Annotated in this window: 18 protein-coding genes and 1 rRNA gene; 9 read left to right on the forward strand and 10 right to left on the reverse strand. The window is 71.4% G+C overall.

The genetic code is table 11. The features are described 5' to 3' along the window. The first annotated feature begins 127 nt into the window (after positions 1-127). From rrf to EZM51_RS08070, 3 genes are all read left to right on the forward strand, one after another. Positions 128-244 (forward strand): 5S ribosomal RNA (gene rrf, locus EZM51_RS08060). A 108-nt stretch (positions 245-352) separates the two neighbouring features. Continuing rightward, entirely contained in the window at positions 353-2,230 is a 1,878-nt protein-coding gene (locus EZM51_RS08065; protein WP_136707763.1) for a DUF255 domain-containing protein, read from the forward strand. A gap of 28 nt (positions 2,231-2,258) precedes the next feature. After that, positions 2,259-2,705 (forward strand): DUF3054 domain-containing protein, encoded by a 447-nt coding sequence (locus EZM51_RS08070; protein ID WP_136707764.1) that lies wholly within the window; start codon positions 2,259-2,261, stop codon positions 2,703-2,705. Here EZM51_RS08070 and EZM51_RS08075 read toward each other — a convergent pair. Next, positions 2,656-2,988 (reverse strand): hypothetical protein, encoded by a 333-nt coding sequence (locus tag EZM51_RS08075; protein WP_136707765.1) that lies wholly within the window; start codon positions 2,986-2,988, stop codon positions 2,656-2,658. The two genes, EZM51_RS08070 and EZM51_RS08075, sit on opposite strands and share 50 nt — an antisense overlap. A gap of 177 nt (positions 2,989-3,165) precedes the next feature. Between EZM51_RS08075 and EZM51_RS08080 the strand changes: the two genes are divergently transcribed. Beyond that, the gene (locus EZM51_RS08080; protein WP_136707766.1) at positions 3,166-3,750 is read left to right on the forward strand and encodes an alpha/beta hydrolase; all 585 of its coding nucleotides are present in this window, start codon (positions 3,166-3,168) and stop codon (positions 3,748-3,750) included. Between the two features lie 56 nt (positions 3,751-3,806). Next, positions 3,807-5,411, forward strand: coding sequence for a methyltransferase (locus EZM51_RS08085; RefSeq protein ID WP_136707767.1), 1,605 nt, complete (start codon positions 3,807-3,809; stop codon positions 5,409-5,411). A gap of 43 nt (positions 5,412-5,454) precedes the next feature. Here the strand turns inward: EZM51_RS08085 and EZM51_RS08090 are convergent, their stop codons facing one another. Beyond that, on the reverse strand, positions 5,455-5,880 hold the full coding sequence (locus EZM51_RS08090; protein WP_136707768.1) for a DUF1761 domain-containing protein: 426 nt from the start codon (positions 5,878-5,880) through the stop codon (positions 5,455-5,457). A gap of 141 nt (positions 5,881-6,021) precedes the next feature. Here EZM51_RS08090 and EZM51_RS08095 point away from each other — a divergent pair, with 141 nt between their 5' ends. From EZM51_RS08095 to EZM51_RS08105, 3 genes are all read left to right on the forward strand, one after another. After that, a complete protein-coding gene (locus EZM51_RS08095; RefSeq protein ID WP_136707769.1) occupies positions 6,022-6,954 on the forward strand; it encodes a DnaJ domain-containing protein in 933 nt (310 codons plus the stop codon). Positions 6,955-6,991: 37 nt separating this feature from the next. Beyond that, positions 6,992-8,257 (forward strand): M18 family aminopeptidase, encoded by a 1,266-nt coding sequence (locus tag EZM51_RS08100; RefSeq protein WP_136708068.1) that lies wholly within the window; start codon positions 6,992-6,994, stop codon positions 8,255-8,257. Positions 8,258-8,347: 90 nt separating this feature from the next. Further along, positions 8,348-8,860 (forward strand): rhodanese-like domain-containing protein, encoded by a 513-nt coding sequence (locus EZM51_RS08105; protein WP_136707770.1) that lies wholly within the window; start codon positions 8,348-8,350, stop codon positions 8,858-8,860. Between the two features lie 30 nt (positions 8,861-8,890). On the opposite strand, the gene EZM51_RS08110 is transcribed toward EZM51_RS08105, so the two are convergent. Together EZM51_RS08110 and EZM51_RS08115 are read right to left on the reverse strand one after the other, a co-directional pair. Further along, a complete protein-coding gene (locus EZM51_RS08110; protein WP_136707771.1) occupies positions 8,891-9,091 on the reverse strand; it encodes a hypothetical protein in 201 nt (66 codons plus the stop codon). A gap of 83 nt (positions 9,092-9,174) precedes the next feature. Then, complete coding sequence (locus EZM51_RS08115) at positions 9,175-10,563, reverse strand: L-serine ammonia-lyase (protein ID WP_136707772.1); 1,389 nt, start codon at positions 10,561-10,563, stop codon at positions 9,175-9,177. Between the two features lie 128 nt (positions 10,564-10,691). Here EZM51_RS08115 and EZM51_RS08120 point away from each other — a divergent pair, with 128 nt between their 5' ends. Then, positions 10,692-11,765, forward strand: a complete 1,074-nt coding sequence (locus tag EZM51_RS08120) for a GNAT family N-acetyltransferase (RefSeq protein ID WP_136707773.1) — start codon at positions 10,692-10,694, stop codon at positions 11,763-11,765. Between the two features lie 49 nt (positions 11,766-11,814). Here EZM51_RS08120 and EZM51_RS08125 read toward each other — a convergent pair whose 3' ends face one another. The 6 genes from EZM51_RS08125 to EZM51_RS08150 all read right to left on the reverse strand — a co-directional run bounded on the left by EZM51_RS08125 (position 11,815) and on the right by EZM51_RS08150 (position 18,325). After that, complete coding sequence (locus EZM51_RS08125; protein ID WP_211195857.1) at positions 11,815-12,960, reverse strand: ABC transporter ATP-binding protein; 1,146 nt, start codon at positions 12,958-12,960, stop codon at positions 11,815-11,817. A gap of 62 nt (positions 12,961-13,022) precedes the next feature. After that, a complete protein-coding gene (locus EZM51_RS08130; protein WP_248305535.1) occupies positions 13,023-14,768 on the reverse strand; it encodes an iron ABC transporter permease in 1,746 nt (581 codons plus the stop codon). Positions 14,769-14,840: 72 nt separating this feature from the next. After that, complete coding sequence (locus tag EZM51_RS08135) at positions 14,841-15,905, reverse strand: ABC transporter substrate-binding protein (protein ID WP_136707775.1); 1,065 nt, start codon at positions 15,903-15,905, stop codon at positions 14,841-14,843. A gap of 151 nt (positions 15,906-16,056) precedes the next feature. Next, positions 16,057-16,773, reverse strand: a complete 717-nt coding sequence (locus EZM51_RS08140; RefSeq protein ID WP_136707776.1) for a response regulator transcription factor — start codon at positions 16,771-16,773, stop codon at positions 16,057-16,059. Further along, a complete protein-coding gene (locus EZM51_RS08145) occupies positions 16,748-17,722 on the reverse strand; it encodes a HAMP domain-containing sensor histidine kinase (RefSeq protein ID WP_169053838.1) in 975 nt (324 codons plus the stop codon). The genes EZM51_RS08140 and EZM51_RS08145 overlap by 26 nt, the downstream gene beginning before the upstream one ends. A gap of 114 nt (positions 17,723-17,836) precedes the next feature. Next, entirely contained in the window at positions 17,837-18,325 is a 489-nt protein-coding gene (locus EZM51_RS08150; protein ID WP_248305565.1) for a CoA-binding protein, read from the reverse strand. Between the last annotated feature and the right edge of the window lie 124 nt (positions 18,326-18,449).

The following is an 18,449-nucleotide window of genomic DNA, read 5'->3' on the forward strand; positions in this document are numbered from 1 at the left end:
AACAGACGGAAACCCACAACACAACACAGAACACACCCCCACCCCCACCAACCCCTGGTTGGTGCCGGGGCCTGGGGTTCCGAGACCACCACACCACCCACAACCGGGTCGGTGCTGGTACCAGGGTTTCGGCGGCCATAGCGCGAGGGAAACGCCCGGACACATTCCGAACCCGGAAGCTAAGACTCGCAGCGCCGATGGTACTGCAGGGGCGACCCTGTGGGAGAGTAGGACACCGCCGGACATTCTTTCGAAGAGAGCCGCCCAATGTTGGGCGGCTCTCTTTGGTTTAAGCGCGGCGTAGGGTGTCAATCCCGCGATCATCCTGGGCATCCGCCCGTACGCTGAAAGCATGCCGAACCGCCTGAAGGACGCGCTGAGTCCGTACCTCCGCGCCCACGCGGACAATCCCGTGGACTGGTTCCCCTGGGGGGAGGCGGCGTTCGCGGAGGCCCGCCGACGAGACGTGCCCGTGCTCGTGTCGATCGGCTACGCCACGTGCCACTGGTGCCACGTCATGGCACGTGAGAGCTTCGGCGATCCGGCGATCGCGCGCCTCATGAACGAGCGCTTCGTCGCCGTCAAGGTCGACCGCGAGGAGCACCCTGAGGTGGATGCGAGCTACCTCGCTGCGGCATCCGCGTTCACGCGCGAGCTCGGGTGGCCGCTCACGGTGTTCGCCACGCCCCTTGGCCGCGCGTTCTACGCCGGCACCTACTTCCCGCCCCGTGCCGTCCACGGGATGCCGGCCTTCGCCGAGGTGCTCGCCGCGGTGGACGAGGCGTGGCGAGAGCGGCGCAACGAACTCGACGAGACGGCGAACGCCGTCGCGGCGGCGCTCGACGCGGCATCCGAGGCCGACGCCGCCGGCGACCTGCCCGATCGCGCCCGCCTCGAGTCCGCCGCCGCCGTGCTCGCGGCCGACGAGGACCGACTGCACGGTGGATTCGGTCGCGCGCCCAAGTTCCCGGTCGCACCGGTGCTGGAGTTCCTGGCCGTGTCGGGACCCGACGGGCGGGCCCTCGCGGCCCGGACGCTCAAGCTCATGGGAGCCTCCCCGCTCCGCGATCCCGTCGAGGGCGGCTTCTTCCGGTACGCGACCCGCGCCGACTGGAGCGCGCCGCACTACGAGCGCATGCTCACCGACAACGCGCTGCTCCTCGGCGTCGCGGCGGAGCTCGGTCGCGGCGACGCGGCGCCTGGATTCGTGGGGTCGCTCGCCGCCGGCATCATCGAGTTCCTCACCACTCGTATGCAGCTCGCGTCGGGCGGGTTCGCGAGCGCCCAGGACTCCGAGAGCATCATCGACGGCGAGCGCAGCGAGGGCGGCTACTACCGCCGGGATGCCGCGGGCCGAGCCGGTCTCGAACCACCCGCCCTCGACACGAAGGTCCTGACCGGCTGGAATGGGCTCGCGATCGCCGCGCTCGCCCGCGCGGGCTTCGTGTTCGGCCGTCCCGACGCGCTGGCGGCGGCGCGACGGGCAGCGGACTACCTGCTCGACCACCATCGGCGCGAGGACGGCTCGCTCGTGCGCGCATCGCTCGACGGCACGCTGTCGCCCGCGACCGCGACGCTCGAGGACTCGGGCATGCTCGCGGGCGGCCTGCTCGAGCTGACCGCAGCCACGGGCGACGTCCGGTACGCGAGCGCGGCCCGCGAACTGATCGAACGGGCGGCGGCCGCGGCGCCGGCAGGTGCGGCGGTTCCCTTCGCCGCACCTGCGGGCGGCGACCCGGTGCTCGTCGCACGCGGTCTGGCGCTGCCGCCGGATCCGGCCGAGGGGGCGGCGCCGTCGGGCATCACGGCGTGCGCCGATGCCGCATGGCGGCTGTACGCGCTCGGTGCGGGGGACCGGTACCTCGAGCTCGCCGAGCGCGCGATGCGGTCCGTCGCCGGCACGGCCGTCGAGCGGCCCATCGCGTTCGGCGGGGCGCTCGCCGTCATGGCACGTCTCGCGGCGCCCCTCGTGCAGCTCGTCACCGTCGTTCCCGACGACCGCGCCGAGGAGGGCGTCGAGCCGTCGGAGGCGCTGCTCGACGCGACGCGTCGGCACGAGGCATCCGTCGCCACCATCGTCACCGAGTCGCAGGCGCGGGAACTCGCCGCGGCGGGGTTCGAGTTGTTCCAGGGACGAACCGCGTCGGACCGACGGCCGACCGCCTACCGGTGCCGCGCGTTCGTGTGCGCACTTCCCGTGCACGGCGCCGACGACCTCGCCGAACCGTGAGCTCGCCGCCGATCCGTACGATGGTCGCATGAGCGAACGCCGTGCAAGCGACATGAACGTGATCGTCGGTGCGCTGGTGGTCGACGCCGTGCTCGTCGTCGTGTTCGCGATCGTGGGACGGGCGAGCCATGCCGAGGGGCTGACGCTCGCCGGGGTCTGGGGCACGGCCTGGCCGTTCCTCGCCGGGCTCGCGGCCGGCTGGGTCGCGGCGCGGGCGTGGCGGCATCCACTCTCCGCCTGGCCCACCGGTGTCGTGATCTGGGCGGCCGTGCTCGCGTTCGGGATGCTGCTTCGCCTGCTGAGCGGGCAGGGCACCGCGCTCGCGTTCGTCGTGGTGGCGGCCCTGACGCTCGCGCTGTTCCTCGTCGGCTGGCGGGCCGGGGCGTGGCTCGTGACGCGTCGGCGCGGAACGCCACGTCAGCGCGTCACGACGCCGACGGGATCCGGTCGAGCAACGACCACACCGCCGAGCTGAGGTCGGGATGGTCGAGCGCGATCTCGCGCAGCAGTCCGTACTCGAAGCGCGCGGCGTCGCCACGGCGCGCCGTCGGGTGGTAGGCCCTGGCCCGCGCGATACTCCAGCGCTCGGAGTGCAGGCGCTCCTCGCGGAGGGTGGCGACGACCTGTTCGTCGACCGAGGGCAACTCGGGAAGGAAGACCCACGGGTCCTCACCGAGTCGGCAGCGCAGCTCGATGAGCGCGGCGAGCTCGTCGCGTGCGTCCTGTCGCAGGCGCTCGAGCGTCGGTGCGTCGGCCATCCGCGACCTCCCCTCGCTGTTCCTCGATCCTAAATCAACGCTACGTGGACCGTATGACGACGGGGTTACGCTCCGTGGCGGGAAGTAGACGGAAGATGACGCGCATGTGACGATGCGACGGCCAGTCCGCCGGGACGGAACTGCTTGACTGGACCGAATTCGGCGAGAGGAGCGGATGTGTCGGAAGAGGTGCTCATCCTGCACGGGTGGCAGAACCGCCGGCCGGAGGGCCACTGGCAGCGCTGGCTGGCGGACCGGCTCGAGGCGCAGGGATGGCGGGTGCGCTACCCGCAACTGCCCGAGCCCGATGCCCCGGTGCTCGACGACTGGCTCGCGGCGCTCGACGCCGAACTGTCCGGCACCGAGCCCGCCCGGCTCACGGTCGTCGCCCACAGCCTCGGCAGCATGCTCTGGATGGCGTACGCCGCCCGTCGCGCGGAGGCGGGCGCCGACGGTGTCGTGGCGCGCCGCATCGTGCTGGTCTCACCGGCCGCGCCCGACGTGTTGCGCGGCATCCCCGAGATCGCCGAGTTCGCGCCGGTGCAGGACGGCGACGCGGCACGGCGCGCGCTCACGGCGTCGGCCGTCGAACGTCCCGTGATCGTCGCGAGCGATGCGGACCCGTACTGCCCCGAGGGCACCGACGTTCGCTACGCGATCCCCCTCGGCGTCGACTTCGTGCAGGTGCCGGGCGGCGGTCACCTCACACCCGACGACGGGTACGGCCCGTTCCCGCTCGTGTACGACGTCGTCACGAGGTAGCCGCCGCAGCGGCCGGCGCGACGGTGCGGCCGGCGCCCCTGCGGTTGAATGGTCCGGTGGACGACGTACCAGACCCGGCCGCGGAGCGCCGGCCGAGCCCCGAACTGCTCACGCGCCTGCGCGCCGACCTCGAGGCGGCGCGGTACACGGTCGACGCGCTCGAGGCGCTCTGGGGCGCGGATGCCGCGGCCGCGCTGCATCGCGGCGAACGCGTGCCGGCGCGCCGCGTGCTCGACGCCCGACGCGCGGGCCACGGGACATCCGCGGGCCTGGCGACGCTCGCGGAGCTGTTCGTGCTCGGACTGCCGGTGCCCGTCGAGGACGCCGCGGCCGCGCTGCCGTCGCTCGGCCTCGCGGGTGCGGCCGAACTGGGCCTCGTGGCGGACGATGCGGGCGGACCCTTCGTGCGCGCCGGACTCGACCTGCGGCCGTACGCCTTCGCCGACGCCCACGGCGAGGGGCACTGGTGGATCGTCTCCGACCTCGGCGAACTCGCCCTCGGCGGCCCGCTCGGCGAACAGCACGTGCTCGGCGTCGGGGGCGCGTCGATGACCCTGTCGGGGCTCATGCTGCCGACTCCGGCGGGGCGCGTGCTCGATCTCGGCACGGGCTGCGGCATCCAGGCGATGCACGCGTCGCGCTTCGCGACGCGCGTGGTCGCCACCGACATCTCGGCCCGGGCGCTCGGGCTCGCTCGCGTCAACGTCGGGCTCAACGGCATCGAGGGCGTCGAGTTCCGGCTCGGCAGCCTCTTCGAGCCGGTCGTGGGCGAGCGGTTCGATCGCATCGTGTCGAATCCGCCGTTCGTGATCACGCCGCGCGTGGCGGGCGTGCCCGAGTACGAGTACCGAGACGGCGGCCTCGTCGGCGACGCGATCGTCGAGCAGGTGATGCGCGGTGCCGCCGGTCACCTGACCGGGGGCGGCGTGGCGCAGCTCCTCGGCAACTGGGAGGTCCGCGACGACGGCGACGCGTTCGAGCGGCTGCGCGACTGGGCCGGCGAACTCGAGTACTGGATCGTCGAACGCGAGGTGCAGCGCGTCACCGAGTACGCCGAGACGTGGATCCGCGACGGCGGCACGCGGCCGGGAACCGCCGAGTTCGATCGGCTCTACGACGCCTGGCTCGACGACTTCGAGCGTCGCGGGGTGCGCGAGATCGGGTTCGGGTACGTGCTGCTGCGACGTCCGGATGCCGCGAGCCCGCCTCTGCCGGCGGCCGCCCGCGGTGGCCGCCCCGCACGCCTGGCCCGGATCGAGCGGTTGCACGGGCCGCTCGGCGCGAGCCCCGGCGGCCTCGGCGTGCACCTCGCCGAGTGCCTCGCCGCGCACGACCGGCAGTCGTCGCTCGACGACCGCGCCCTGTCGGACGCCCGGCTCACGGTCGCCGGCGACGTCACCGAGGAACGCCACCACTGGCCGGGCGACGAACATCCGACGGCGATGCTCCTGCGGCAGGGCGGGGGGTTCGGGCGGGTGGTCGAGCTCGACACGGGGCTGGCCGCGTTGGTCGGCGCGTGCGACGGCGAACTCAGCGTGGGCGCCGTCATCGCGGCCATCGCCCAACTCCTCGAGGTCGACGAGACGGCGCTGGCGGCCGACCTGCTTCCCGCGGTGCGCGCCCTCATCGACGACGGGATGCTGCTCCTGCCCGCCGAGTGAGGGACACGCCGACCGCCGAACGGCGGCTCGGGGCATCCGCCGCTCAGACGGTGCCGGCAGGCGGCCAGGCGCCGATGATGAGTGCCATGACCACCGCGGTCACGAGCTCGTGCCCGATGTTCACGATCGTGAGCCCGGCCGGCCGGCCCTCGAACGCGTCGTGCGTGATGAATCGCGCCGCGGTGAAGCCGGCCCACAGCATGACGCCCGTGAGGAGCGCGAGGAGCAGGTAGCTGCCGCCGAACGCCAGCCAAGTCACCTGCGTCGCGAGCGCGAGCACCCACGCCGAGATGAAGCTCACGATGACGGTCGTCACGATCGGCGCCACCGCGCTGCGATCGCCGACGTCGACGCGGGCGACCCGCATCCAATAGTTTCCGAACACCCGCGGCGTGTACCAGATCGATCCGATGATCATGGTCGAGACCGTGGCGATCGCCACGGCCCAGTAGTTCACGTCGATGAGCATGCCGGTGCCTCCCCCTCGCGGACCTGCCGCGCATGCCCGGAGTCTAGCGTCGAGCCCTCCTCGAGGCCGGGAGCGCCACGACTCGGCGATCACCGAGCCTGCGGCGGTAGTCTCGTGGTCGCACACCCCGAAAGCGAGCCCATGCCCGAAAGTCCGCTCTCCGACTCACCGTACGAGGTGCTGGGCGTCCGCGCCGACGCGGATGCCGCAGCGCTCCGCCTCGCGTACCGCCGGGCGCTGCGCAACGCCCACCCCGACACCGGCGGCGATCCGGCCGCATTCCACGCCGTCCAGCGGGCGTGGGAACTCGTCGGCACGCCCGAGGCGAGGGCGGCGTTCGACCGAGGGGCTGCCGGCGCGACCCCATCGCCGACACGGGAGGCCTGGGCCCCGGCGGCACCGCGACGCCCACGCGACTCGCGGCCGCTCGCTCGCTCCTACGGGCATCCGGGCGGGTTGACGCGGCAACTGTACCTCGACCGCATCCGCGAGTGGGTGGGCCGCGGCGTGACCGTGCCCGACCCCTACGATCCCGCGCTCGTGCGCAGCGCGCCCCGCGACATCCGCCACATCCTCGCCGATGCGCTCGCCGAGGAGGCGACCGCGCGGTCGCTCTCGACGCTCGGCATCGCCTACACCGTGTGGCACGACGTGGCGACGGATGTCGCGGGCCCTGGCCTGCCGCCCAAGCTCGACCATCTCGTGCTCGGCCCCACAGGACTGTTCGCCATCCAGTCCGAGGACTGGGGCGCGCCGGTCGCGCTCAAGCGCGGGGAGCTCGTCGGCGATGCGATCGGCGGTGAACGACCGTTCCGCGCCCTCGCCGCGCGGGCCAAGGCCATCGGCCGGGCCGCCCGCGTGAAGCCGACGGCGCTCGTCATCGTCGTGCCCGACGACCACGCGGCCGAGCCGCTCTCGCTCGGCGGCAGCATCCGCGGCGCCGTCGTGGCCCTCGTGCGCAGCTCACGACTTGCGAGCGCCGTGCGTGAGGGGATCCCGGGATCGGCGCACCTCGGCGGGACCGAGGTCATGGAGGTGCGTTCGCGCCTGCAGGCGGTGGTCCGGTTCGCGTAGCCGCGGCATCCGGGTGTTGGATGGAGGGGTGCCTGAGCTGGATCGTGACGCCCATATCGCCGACTTCGCCGACTTCATCCGGGAATCGCCCTCGTCGTACCACGCCGCCGCCACGGTCGCCGCGCGCCTCGAGGCCGACGGGTTCGAGCGGCTCGACGAGCGCGACGAATGGCCGACGACCGGCGGCAGGCGCGTCGTCGTGCGCGACGGCGCCGTCATCGCGTGGGTGCAGCCCGATGCCGCGACCGCCACGACGCCGTTCCGGATCCTCGGCGCGCACACCGACTCGCCGTCGTTCAAGCTGAAGCCCGGACCGTCGCCGACCGCCGAGGGCCTCCTGCAGGCGGGCGTGGAGGTGTACGGGGGGCCGCTCCTGAACTCGTGGCTCGACCGCGAGCTCGAACTCGCGGGGCGTCTCGTCACGCACGACGGCTCGGAGCACCTCGTGCGCTCGGGGCCGTTCCTGCGCATCCCCCAGTTGGCGATCCACCTCGACCGCGACGTGAGCAAGGGGCTCACGCTCGACAAGCAGCGCCACCTGCAGCCCGTGTGGGGTGCGGCGGCCGCGGGCGACCTGCTCGCGCACCTCGCCGGCGTCGCGGGCGTCGAGCTCGGCGACATCGGCGGACACGACCTGCTCGTCGCCGACACGCAGGCCCCCGAGCGGTTCGGACTCGACGACGCGTTCTTCGCCGCGGGCCGCATGGACAACCTCACGTCTGTGTTCGCCGGCCTCGTCGGACTGCTCGCCGCCCCCGCCGACACCGCGCATGTCAGCGTGCTCGCGGCGTTCGACCACGAGGAGCTCGGGTCGGAGTCGCGTTCGGGCGCGAGCGGGCCGTTCCTCGAGGACGTGCTCGTGCGCATCGGCGCGGGCCTGGGCGCCGACGCGACCGCACGCCGCCGCGCGTTCGCCGACTCGTGGCTGCTCTCCTCCGACGCGGGCCACGCGGTGCACCCAAACTATCCCGAGCGGCACGACCCCGGCAACCGCCCGCGGCTCGGCGGCGGACCGCTCCTGAAGCTCAACGCGAACCAGCGCTACGCGAGCGACGCCGTGGGTGCCGCGTTGTGGAGCCGGGTCTGCCGCCAGGCCGGTGTCGAGACGCAGCCGTTCGTGTCGAACAACTCGATCCCGTGCGGGTCGACCATCGGGCCGCTCAGCGCCACTCGACTCGGCATCCGCACGGTCGACGTCGGCACGCCGCTGCTGTCGATGCACTCGGCGCGGGAACTCGCGCACGTCGACGACCTCGTCGCGCTCGCCGCGGCGGTCACGGCGTTCTTCGCACCGGCGGACTGACGGCTCCAGCGCGGGACGCTGGCCGGATCTCGCGGCACGACGGCTCGATTTCACGGGACGCCGTCGACCCCTGGATGCGAGGGTGACCGTATGAGCGACACCATCACGCACGCGGCATCCGACCTCTTCGAATCCGTCGCCACGCAGGCCGACGCCATCGCCCACTTCCGCGGCCGACTCGCCGTCGAGGCCGATGTCTCGGATGTCGCGGCCGCGCTGGCCGAACCCGAGCCGGGTTTCGTGCTGGTCGACACGCGCAGCGACGAGTCGTGGGCGCAGGGCCACGTGCCGGGGGCGATGCACCTTCCCCGACGTCGGATCGCGTCCGAGGCCGCCGAGCGGATTCCGGCCGGCACCCCGGTCGTCGTCTACTGCTGGGGGCCGGGTTGCAACGGCGCCACGCGCGCCGCCCTCGAGTTCGCCCTGCTCGGGTACCCGGTCAAGGAGATGATCGGCGGATTCGAGTACTGGGTGCGCGAGGGCTTCGCGTTCGACGGCGCCGACGGGCTCACGCAGCCGGCACCGGATGCGCTCACGAACGTCGCGCCGAGCGGGCCGGCCGGGGAGGCCGTCGTGAACCACGACATCACCTGCGCCTGCTGAGCCACGGTCTGGGTGGGCGCCGGCTTCGTGTCAGCGCAGCGGACCCCGGCGCTGCTCCAGCCAGAGCGTGTGCTCTCGCAGGCCGTTGCGCACCGCGGCCTTGATGATGAGGTAGCCGATCCACAGGCTGAGTGCGAGGATCGCGATGTACACGACGAAGCCGACGATGAGCCCGATGAGGCCCGCGGTGCCGATGAGGTCGTTGACGACGTTGGGGTCGGGGGTGTCCATCAGCACAGACTGGCAGACGCCGCGGGCGCCGCGCGAGGGTCCCGAACGGGGGACACGGTCGACCCCAGGGCCGACCACGCCGTTCAGCACTCGATGACGTTGACCGCGAGGCCGCCCTCGCTCGTCTCCTTGTACTTCGTCATCATGTCGAGGCCCGTCTGCCGCATGGTCTCGATCACCGTGTCGAGCGAGACGAGGTGCGTGCCGTCGCCATGCAGGGCCAGGCGTGCCGCCGACACCGCGGTCGACGACGCGATGGCATTGCGCTCGATGCACGGCACCTGCACGAGTCCCGCGACGGGGTCGCAGGTGAGGCCCAGGTGGTGCTCCATGGCGATCTCGGCGGCGTTCTCGATCTGCCGCGGCGTGCCACCGAGCACGGCGCACAGCGCACCCGCGGCCATCGCGCAGGCCGACCCGACCTCCGCCTGGCAGCCGCCCTCCGCGCCCGAGATCGAGGCGTTCTTCTTCACGAGGGACGCGATCGCGGCGGCGGTGAGCAGGTACCGGCGGATGCCCTCCCGATCGGCGCCGGGTACGAACCTCAGGTAGTAGTGGCCGACGGCCGGGATGATGCCCGCGGCGCCGTTCGTGGGCGCGGTCACGACGCGCCCGCCCGCCGCGTTCTCCTCGTTGACGGCGAGCGCGAACGCGTGCAGCCACTCGGTCGACGTGTCGCGGAGGCCGGCGGTGTGCGCAGCGTCGCGGTCGTACTCCTCGAGTCGGCGGCGCACCTCGGGTGCGCGACGCTTGACGCCGAGGCCGCCGGGCAGGGTACCCTCCGTCGCGAGACCGTGCTCGACGCATTCGGCCATGGCCGCCCAGATCGCGTCGAGTCCCGCGTCGATGCCCTCCTCGCCGTGCACCGCGACCTCGTTGGAGCGCGCGATGTCGCAGAACGACACGCCGTGCTCCTCGCAGAGGGCGAGCAGTTCGTCGGCGGTGTCGTAGGGGAGCGGATGCCGCAGGGCCTCCGCCTCCTGCGCCGCATCGCCCTCGCGCCGGATGAACCCGCCGCCGACGGAGTAGTAGGTCTCCTCGGCGAGCGGCAGGGCGTCGTCGTCGCCCCACGCCTGCAGGGTCATCGCGTTCGGGTGGCCGGGCAGGCGCGTGCGCGGCTCGAGCGTGAGGTCGGACTGCGTCATGGTGATCGGATGCCGCGCCGCGATGTGCACGGTGCCGCCCTCGGAGCCGAGCCGAGACCACGCGCCGCGCACCTGGTCGGGGTCGCAGTCGTCGGGCTTCAGGCCCGCGAGACCCGCGACCACGGCGTCGGGCGTGCCGTGGCCGAGACCGGTCGCGCCGAGCGAGCCGTACAGTGAGCAGGTGATGCGGGTGACCCGGTCGATGGCGCCCCCGCGTGCGAGTTGCTCGGCGAAGGCGCGAGCGGCCCGCATCGGGCCGACCGTATGGGAACTCGAGGGCCCGATCCCGATCGAGAACAGATCGAGGGCTGAGACGAACGCTGTCACGGGTTCAAGGCTACGCCGGAGCCCGCGCACGGATCCGGCGCTCGGTCGCAGGATCTGTGCGCCATACCCGCCGACGACGCACGGGACGGCAGGAACCGCGGTTCGCCGGGCGTAGGCTGAGAGATCCCATGAACGACGCCGCTCCCTCCTCCGCCCCATCCGCCCGGTCCGCTCCGACCTCGTCCGTGCTGCCCGACCTCGGCCCCGTGCTGTCGCACGAATGGGCCGACGAGGCCGACGTGATCGGCCGTGCCTTCGCGGCCGGCCCCTACGGCCACCTGCCGAAGAGCGCCGAACGACTCGCCTTCGAGCGCGACACCGCCGGGCGGGCGGACTCCGGCGCCGTGCTCGTCGCCCGGCGCGACGACCGCGTCGTCGGCACCGCGAGCGTGTTGCGGGCCGCGACGCCCTACGCGCGGGTGGCGAGGCCCGGCGAGGCGGAGGTCCGGCTCATCGCGGTCGATCCGGCCGTGCAGGGCGCCCGCCTCGGCGAGGCGCTCACGCGCGCGAGCCTCGAGACCGCGCTCGCCTGGGGCGTCGACGCGCTGGTGCTCGACACGGGCGCGCGCAACCTTCGGGCGCAGGCGCTGTACGAGCGCCTCGGATTCGAGCGGGTGCCCGAGCGAGACCACGACGACGACACGCTCGTGTACCGATACCCGGTGCAGTCGCGAGCCGACGTGCGCGTGCGGCTGATGCGCCCCGACGAGGCCGCCGAGGTCTCGGCGCTCGCGGTGGCCGCGTACGCGGGCGACTTCGAGTTGAATCCCGGCTATCGCGCCGAGATCGCCGCCGTGGCCGGGCGCGCACGCGATCACCAGGTCTGGGTGGCGACGGATGCCTCGAGCGGCATGCTTCTCGGAACCGTTTCCACCCCCGTGGCCGGACGTGCCATCTCGCCCCTCGCGCGCGCTGGCGAGCTCGACTTCCGCTTCCTCGGCGTCGCGGCGGCGGCGCGCCGTCGCGGGATCGGCGCCGCCCTCGTGGAGCATGTGCTGCGGCTCGCCCGGATCCGCGGGGTCGCGCGGGTCGTGCTCAACACCGGGCCCGACATGCTCGCCGCGCAGCGGCTGTACGACCGGCTCGGCTTCGCGCGCCTGCACGACCGGGAATACCTGTTCGAGCGGCCCGACGGCACGAGTTTCCTGATGATGGCGTACGGACGCGACATCACCGAGGCGTCGGCCCGCTCGGCAGCCTGACGTTGACGGGCGCCCGCGTTCCCCCGGCGGAGGAGCGTCGGAGGGCGAGTCAATCCTCGGCGGGCAGGAGCCATGCCCGCTCGGGCGCGAACGAGACACCCACGATGGTGCCGACCGGGGCGATCTCGGTGAACGTCGGGTCCGAGACGACGGCGACGATGTTGCCGACCTCGGTCTCGATCTCGTACTCCACGCTCTCGCCGTAGAACACGGCGGAGAGGACTCGTCCGTGGTTCCCGGCGATCCGTTCCTCGGTGTCGCCGAACGGCCGCACGCGTATGGATTCGGGCCGCACGAGCAGCACGCAGTCACTGCCCGCGACCGCCTTCGGGTGTGCGTCGACGGTGATCCGAGTCCCGAGCACCCTGGCGCTGGCGCGGCCCGTCGAGGCATCCGCCCGCACGTCGTCGACATCCAGGAAGTTCGCTCGCCCGATGAAGTCGGCGACGAACACCGATGCGGGGTGGCGGTAGATGGTGTCGGGCGCGCCGACCTGTTCGATCCTTCCACTGCGCATCACGACGATGCGGTCGGACAGGCTCATCGCCTCATCCTGGTCGTGGGTCACGTACACGCTCGAAATGCCGAGACGGCGCTGCAGACGCCGGATCTCCAGCCTCATCTGCGCGCGAAGCTTGGCGTCGAGGTTGCTCAACGGCTCGTCGAAGAGCAGCACCTTCGGCTTGACGACCATGGCGCGGGCGAGCGCGACTCGCTGTTGCTGCCCGCCGGAGAGCTGGTTCGGTGCCCGGTTCGCCAGGTTGGTCAGGCTCATCGAGGCGAGCGCGAACCCGACCTCCTCCTTCAACTGCTTCGCCGGCAGGCCCTTGAGCTTCAGACCGTACGCGACGTTCTCGAACACGGTCATGTGCGGGAAGAGCGCATACGACTGGAAGACCATGCCCATCGGCCGGCGATCCGGAGTCAGGCTGACCATGTCCTCGTCGTCGAGCGAGACGGAGCCGGCGGTCGGCGACTCGAACCCGGCGATCATGCGGAGGGTCGTCGTCTTCCCGCAGCCCGACGGCCCGAGGAACGTCACGAACTCGCCGGGCTCGACGGTGAGGGTGAAGTCGTCCACCGCGACGACCCTGGAGCCCCCACTCCCGAAGGCCTTCTGGATGCCGCTGAGAACGAGTCGGCCCACGGTGTCGCCGACGTCACGGGCGGGCGTGTCATGCATGGTGATCGTCATCGGGGGTCTTCTCTCTGTCGGATGTTGCGTGCTGTCGTGGAAGGCGGCTGCATGGGCTCGCGTCAGGTCGCCATCGCGTCGGCGGGCCGCCCGACCGGCCGCTCGCGAATGAGGAGGTTGAGGATGCCGATCACGCCCATGACGATCACGATGAGGATCGTGCAGTACGCGAAGGCGTTGCCGAACCGCCCGGCGTCGACTTCGGAGAGGATCTGCGACGTCATGATCTTCGTCTGGGGCGTGGTCAGGAAGACGATTGGCGACAGCGTCGTCATCGAGCGCGCGAACGCGTAGGTGAGCCCCGCGAACAGCGCCGGCCGCACGAGCGGGAGCGTGATCTTGCGGAACGTCGTGAGCCCCGAGGCGCCGAGCGAGGCGGATGCCTCGTCGATGGACATGTCGATCTGCTGCAGGGCGGCGACGCCCGCCCGCTGCCCCGACGGACTCGACCTGATCACGTACACCATGACGATCGCGACCGCGCCTCCGAACGCGGCGCCGCCGCCGGCCAACGCGGGGATCAGGACGACGTCGCCGAAGCCGCGCGGCGTGTTGAACGTGAGGGCGTAGCCGATGCCGAGGACCGTGCCCGGCACCGCCAGGCCGAGCATGCCGAGGAAATCCATCAGGGATCGGCCGCGGCGGAGCTTGCGCACGACCAGCCAGGCGACGGCCAGGCCCAGCACGCCGGCGAGCGGAGTGGCGATCAGGGCGAGTGTCGTCGTCGTCACCATCGCGTCCGAGCCGATGCCGCTGAGGACGTAGGCGTAGTGATCGAGCGTCAGCGTGTCGTTCACCCCCAGGATCGAGACGAACCCGCCGACGACGACCGTCGCGTAGATGAGGACGATGAGGCCCGCGAACAGGGCGACCGGTGCGAGCAGCATCGTGCGGGCGACCGGGGACGTGATCAGGTCGGGTCGCCCCGATGGCTTCCCGGTGACCGCGACGACGCTCCGGCGACCCGCCCAGTAGCGCTGGATGAGGAAGACGAGCACCGCGGGCAGCAGCAGCACGACCGAGTAGGCGGCGCCCGCGGCCACGTCGTACTCGCCGGTGATCGCGATGTACGCGCGTGAGGACAGCACGGTGAAGTCGCCGCCGATGACGAGCGGATTCGCGAGATCCGCGATGGTCTCGACGAAGAGCAGGAGGAACGAACTCGCGAAGCCCGGCACGAGCATCGGGATGGTGACGCTCCGGAACACCTGCCACTTGGAGGCGCCCAGTCCCGAGGCCGCCTCATCGAGCGACGGGTCGAGGCTGCGCATCATGCCGAGGAGGTTCATGTACGCCGCCGGGAAGAACGAGAGCGTCAGGACGACGGTCAGACCGGGCAGGCCGTAGATGTTCGGCGTGATGCCGAGCAGGTCGCGCGTGACCAGGCCGCTGCGCCCGAAGAGGGTGATGACCGCCGTGGCCAGCGCGAACGGAGGCGAGACGATCGGAAGCAGGGCGATGAGGTGCAGGATGCGCTTGCCGCGGAACTCCATCCGGACCTGCACATAGGCCAGGAGGAAGCCGATCGCCGTTCCGAGGGCGCCGACGATCGTGCCGAGGATCACCGTGTTCAGGATGATCTGGCGGTTGACGGAGGAACTGAAGATGGAGGCGAAGACGGCGAGGCCTTCGCTCGATGCCGACGTCGAGAGGATGGTCAGCACGGGGATCACGATCAGCAGCGAGAGGATCGCGACGACGACCACGGCGACGACCCTCGTCGCGGTGTCGTGTCGCAGCTCGCGCGGCCTGCTCGTTCTGAGTGGGGGATTCGGCGCCGCCGGCGCCGCCACGGTTTCGATACTCAACGGGGACTCCTTCGTCTCGTCATGCGGGGCCGCGCGGCCCCGCATGACGAAAGCTCGAGCGAATGGGGTCGGCTATTCCTTGGGCGCCGCGGCGATCTCCGCGTCGAAGCGAGCGGTGAGCGCCGGCTTGGCAGCGGATGCCGCGGCGAAGTCGTAGTCCACGAGCTCGACGTCGTCGAGCTCGACCATGCGCGGGTCGACGACGGCGTCGGGGTTTGTCAGGATCTGGAAGGATCCGACCGTCGGCCCGATGTTCTGCGCATCCGCGGTGAGCGCCCAGTCGATGTACGCCTGCGCGGCCGCCGTGTTCTTCGAGCCCGCGACGAGGGCGATCCCGCCCACCTCGTACCCGGTGCCTTCCGAGGGGAATGAGACGACCAGGTCGGTCATCCCCTCCTCCTGGTACTTGACGCAGTCATGGGAGAAGACGAGACCCACCGCCACCTCGCCACGACCCGCGATCTGGCCGGGTGCCGTGCCGCTCTTCGAGTACTGGAGCACGTTGTTGTGCATCTGCTTCATGTAGGCGAGTCCCTGCTCTTCGCCGCCGAGGCGGGTGACCTGCGTCCACAGCGTCGTGAAGGCGGTGCCCGACGTCGACGGGTGGGCGGTCGACACCTGGCCCTTCAGTCGGGGGTCGAGCAGGTCGTCCCAACTCGTCGGCACGTCGACACCGAGCTCGTCGAGGACGGCCTGGTTCGAGCAGAAGCCCAGCGCGCCGACGTACACGCCGGTCCAGTAGCCGTCGGCATCCCGATATTCCGACGGAATGACGTCGGCGTTCGGGGATTCGTACGGCTCGAGGAGGCCGGCGTCCCGGGCAGCTCCGAACCCGTCGACGGGACCGCCGTGCCAGACATCGAACTCGGGCGCGGCCTTGGCGGCGTCCATGCGCGCAACGGCCTCACCCGAGGAGAGTCGCACGAAGTCGGCGTCGACCCCGGTCTCCTCGGTGAAGGCGGCGACCATGGCCTGGCACCAGTCCTCCATCGCACCACAGGCGATCGTGATGCTCCCGCCGAGTGGCGCGTCCTGGTCGACCGCAGCGGCGCCGTCGGAGCTCGGGGTGACGGCGCAGCCGCCGAGCAGGAGCGCAAGTGCCGACAGTGCGGCAGCTGGGGCAGCGATTCTTCCCATGTCGTGATCCTCTGTTTCGTGAAATCGGGGGGGGAACAGCGCCGGACGACATCATCGAGCGCCACTCATCACGGTAGGTCGCGGCGGGAATCGGGTGCGTCACGAATGGGCACGCTCGGTCACAGTCTCGTGACCGAAGTCGGGTGCCGGGTCAGCTTCGCCGGTCGTCGGGGCGCTGCATCATCCGGTATCCCCGGCCGCGAACGGTCGCGATGTAGCTCGCATCCGTCGGAGCATCCTCCAACTTCGCGCGGAGGCGGTAGATCGCGGTCTTCACCATCTCGCGGCCGCCGAGGAGCGAGTCGGTACCCCAGACCGCCTGCAACAGGTACGACCAACCGAGCACTTCGTCGGGGTGGCTGGCGAGCGTGGCGAGGAGCCTGAACTCGCTCTGCGACAGCGGAATCCGTTGGCCGTGGCGCGTCGCCGTCGACGAACGGTGGTCGATGACGAGGTCGCCTACCACGGTCCGCGACCCGTCGCCCCGGTCCCGGTATCTGCGCACGATCCCCTGCGCCCGCAGTGCGAGTTCGCGTGGGTGGAACGGCTTCACGACGTAGTCGTCGGCTCCCGCCTCGAGTCCCGCGACCCGATCGGCCGCCTCTCCTTTCGCGGTCAGCAGGAGGATCGGCACGTCGGAGTCGAGTCGGATCCGGCGGCACAGGGTCAGGCCGCTCGAGCGCGGCAGCATGACGTCGAGGATGACGATGTCGAAGGCATGCTGTCGCGTGAGCTGCCACGCGGTCTCGGCGTCGAGGGCCTGCACCGTGTCGAACCCCTGCGTCTCGAGCGCGAACGACACGATGTCGACCATCTGCCGCTCGTCGTCGACGACGAGCGCCTTAGGGCGCGGCGTTTCGCTGACCATCGTCGTTCACCGGTTCGATCCGTGCGGGCAGCGTCATGATGATCGTGGTGCCGCGGTCGGGCATCGTGTCGACGTAGAGCCGGCCGCCGTGCATCTGCGCGATCTGGCGGGTGATCACGAGCCCGATGCCCGTGCCGTCGCGCAGCGGGTGACCGCTCGCGAATCGCTCGAACAGTTGACTGCGCTCCACGTCGCCCATGCCGGAGCCGTCGTCCGAGACGGAGACGGTCACCTCGCCCGGCCCGTTCACGATCCGCACCGTCACCGTCGACGCCTCGGGGCTCGCCTTCACGGCATTGTTCACGAGGTTGATGATGGCTTGCCTGATGAGTCTGGCGTCGACCCAGGCGCGCGGCGGGGCACCGGGACAGTCGAGGGCGATCGCGACGCGGTGCAGCGTCCGAAGCTCCTCGACCGTGCTCTTCGCCAAGGCGCGCAGATCGACCCGGTTGAGGTGGAGGTCGAACATGCCCGAGTCGATCCGGGCTTGCGTCAACAGGTCCTCGGCCAACTCCACGAGGCTGGCGGAGTTCTCGCCGATCGTCCGCATGAACTTCTCCTGGGTTGCATTGAGTCGTCCGGGAGTGCCTTCGAGCAGCAGGTCGCTCGCACCTTTGATGAGGCTGAGGGGGGTACGGATCTCGTGGCTCAGCACGGCCATCCGCTCACTCGTCTGTCCCGCGACCTCTCCGATCCGGCCGAGGTCGATCCGAAGGCGCCGCCACTCGGAGTACGCAGTGAGCGCCAGTGCCACGGAGACGAGGAACACGAAGACGGCGAGGATCCACGACGCCGCCCACGACCGTGCCAGCAGTGCGAGGAAGAGACCGATCCACCCGGCGAGGCAGGCGACCGCGAGACCGCCGGGGAGGCCGGGGATGCCGGCCAGGCGCCGGACCAGGGCGGAGCGCACGAGCGGCGCCCGCGTCGAGTCGACGTGGCTCGCCATGGTACGCAACTTCCTCGATGCGGTGACTGCGGTCGCCCCCATGATAGATCCTCGACAACCGGCGCGATCGCGATGCGCTGCAGGGCGACGAAGGTCGGTCCGGCGCCGCCGGAGTCAGCGGAGCGTCTTGCGCGAGGTGATCTGGCCCGTGTCGAAGCCGAGCAGGTGCAGGCCGCCGTGGAAGCGCGCGTGCTCGACCTTGATGCACCGGTCCATGACCACCGTGAGGCCCTGCTCCTCGCCGTAGCGCGCGGCCTCCTCGTTCCAGATGCCGAGCTGCACCCAGACGGTCTTCGCACCGATGGCGAGCGCTTCGTCGATCACGCTCGGGATGTCGCTCGCGCGGCGGAACACGTCGACGATGTCGGGCACCTCGGGCAGGTCGGCGAGGCTCTTGTAGGCCGGCTGGCCGAGGATCTCGGTGGCGTTCGGGTTCACGAAGTAGAGCCGGTAGTCGCTCGACTGCTGGAGGTAGGTGCCCACGAAGTAGCTCGACCGCGCCGGGTTCGGCGAGGCGCCCACGATCGCGATCGACTTCGCGGCGTTCAGGATGCGCAGACGCTGCTTGGCGTCGGGTCCGACCCAGGTGCGCTGCGACCTCATGAGCTTCGCGAGCGGGGAGCTCGCCGGCAGCTCGCAGGAGAGGCCGTTGACGAGCCGAACGGTCTCGAGGCTGTCGTCTGCAGCGGATGCCGCGGCATTCGTCGTCACGTCGACCGGAGTGGTC

It is taken from the genome of Agromyces sp. H66, from assembly GCF_004959775.1.
Classification (GTDB): domain Bacteria; phylum Actinomycetota; class Actinomycetes; order Actinomycetales; family Microbacteriaceae; genus Agromyces.

Coding starts and splice junctions, on each gene's coding strand:
- EZM51_RS08120 (WP_136707773.1), top strand. CDS start 10,692: ATGAACGACGCCGCTCCCTCCTCCGCCCCATCCGCCCGGTCCGCTCCG.
- EZM51_RS08075 (WP_136707765.1), bottom strand. CDS start 2,988: ATGGCCGACGCACCGACGCTCGAGCGCCTGCGACAGGACGCACGCGAC.
- EZM51_RS08065 (WP_136707763.1), top strand. CDS start 353: ATGCCGAACCGCCTGAAGGACGCGCTGAGTCCGTACCTCCGCGCCCAC.
- EZM51_RS08105 (WP_136707770.1), top strand. CDS start 8,348: ATGAGCGACACCATCACGCACGCGGCATCCGACCTCTTCGAATCCGTC.
- EZM51_RS08135 (WP_136707775.1), bottom strand. CDS start 15,905: ATGGGAAGAATCGCTGCCCCAGCTGCCGCACTGTCGGCACTTGCGCTC.
- EZM51_RS08145 (WP_169053838.1), bottom strand. CDS start 17,722: ATGGCGAGCCACGTCGACTCGACGCGGGCGCCGCTCGTGCGCTCCGCC.
- EZM51_RS08150 (WP_248305565.1), bottom strand. CDS start 18,325: ATGAGGTCGCAGCGCACCTGGGTCGGACCCGACGCCAAGCAGCGTCTG.
- EZM51_RS08125 (WP_211195857.1), bottom strand. CDS start 12,960: ATGACGATCACCATGCATGACACGCCCGCCCGTGACGTCGGCGACACC.
- EZM51_RS08070 (WP_136707764.1), top strand. CDS start 2,259: ATGAGCGAACGCCGTGCAAGCGACATGAACGTGATCGTCGGTGCGCTG.
- EZM51_RS08140 (WP_136707776.1), bottom strand. CDS start 16,773: ATGGTCAGCGAAACGCCGCGCCCTAAGGCGCTCGTCGTCGACGACGAG.
- EZM51_RS08090 (WP_136707768.1), bottom strand. CDS start 5,880: ATGCTCATCGACGTGAACTACTGGGCCGTGGCGATCGCCACGGTCTCG.
- EZM51_RS08095 (WP_136707769.1), top strand. CDS start 6,022: ATGCCCGAAAGTCCGCTCTCCGACTCACCGTACGAGGTGCTGGGCGTC.
- EZM51_RS08110 (WP_136707771.1), bottom strand. CDS start 9,091: ATGGACACCCCCGACCCCAACGTCGTCAACGACCTCATCGGCACCGCG.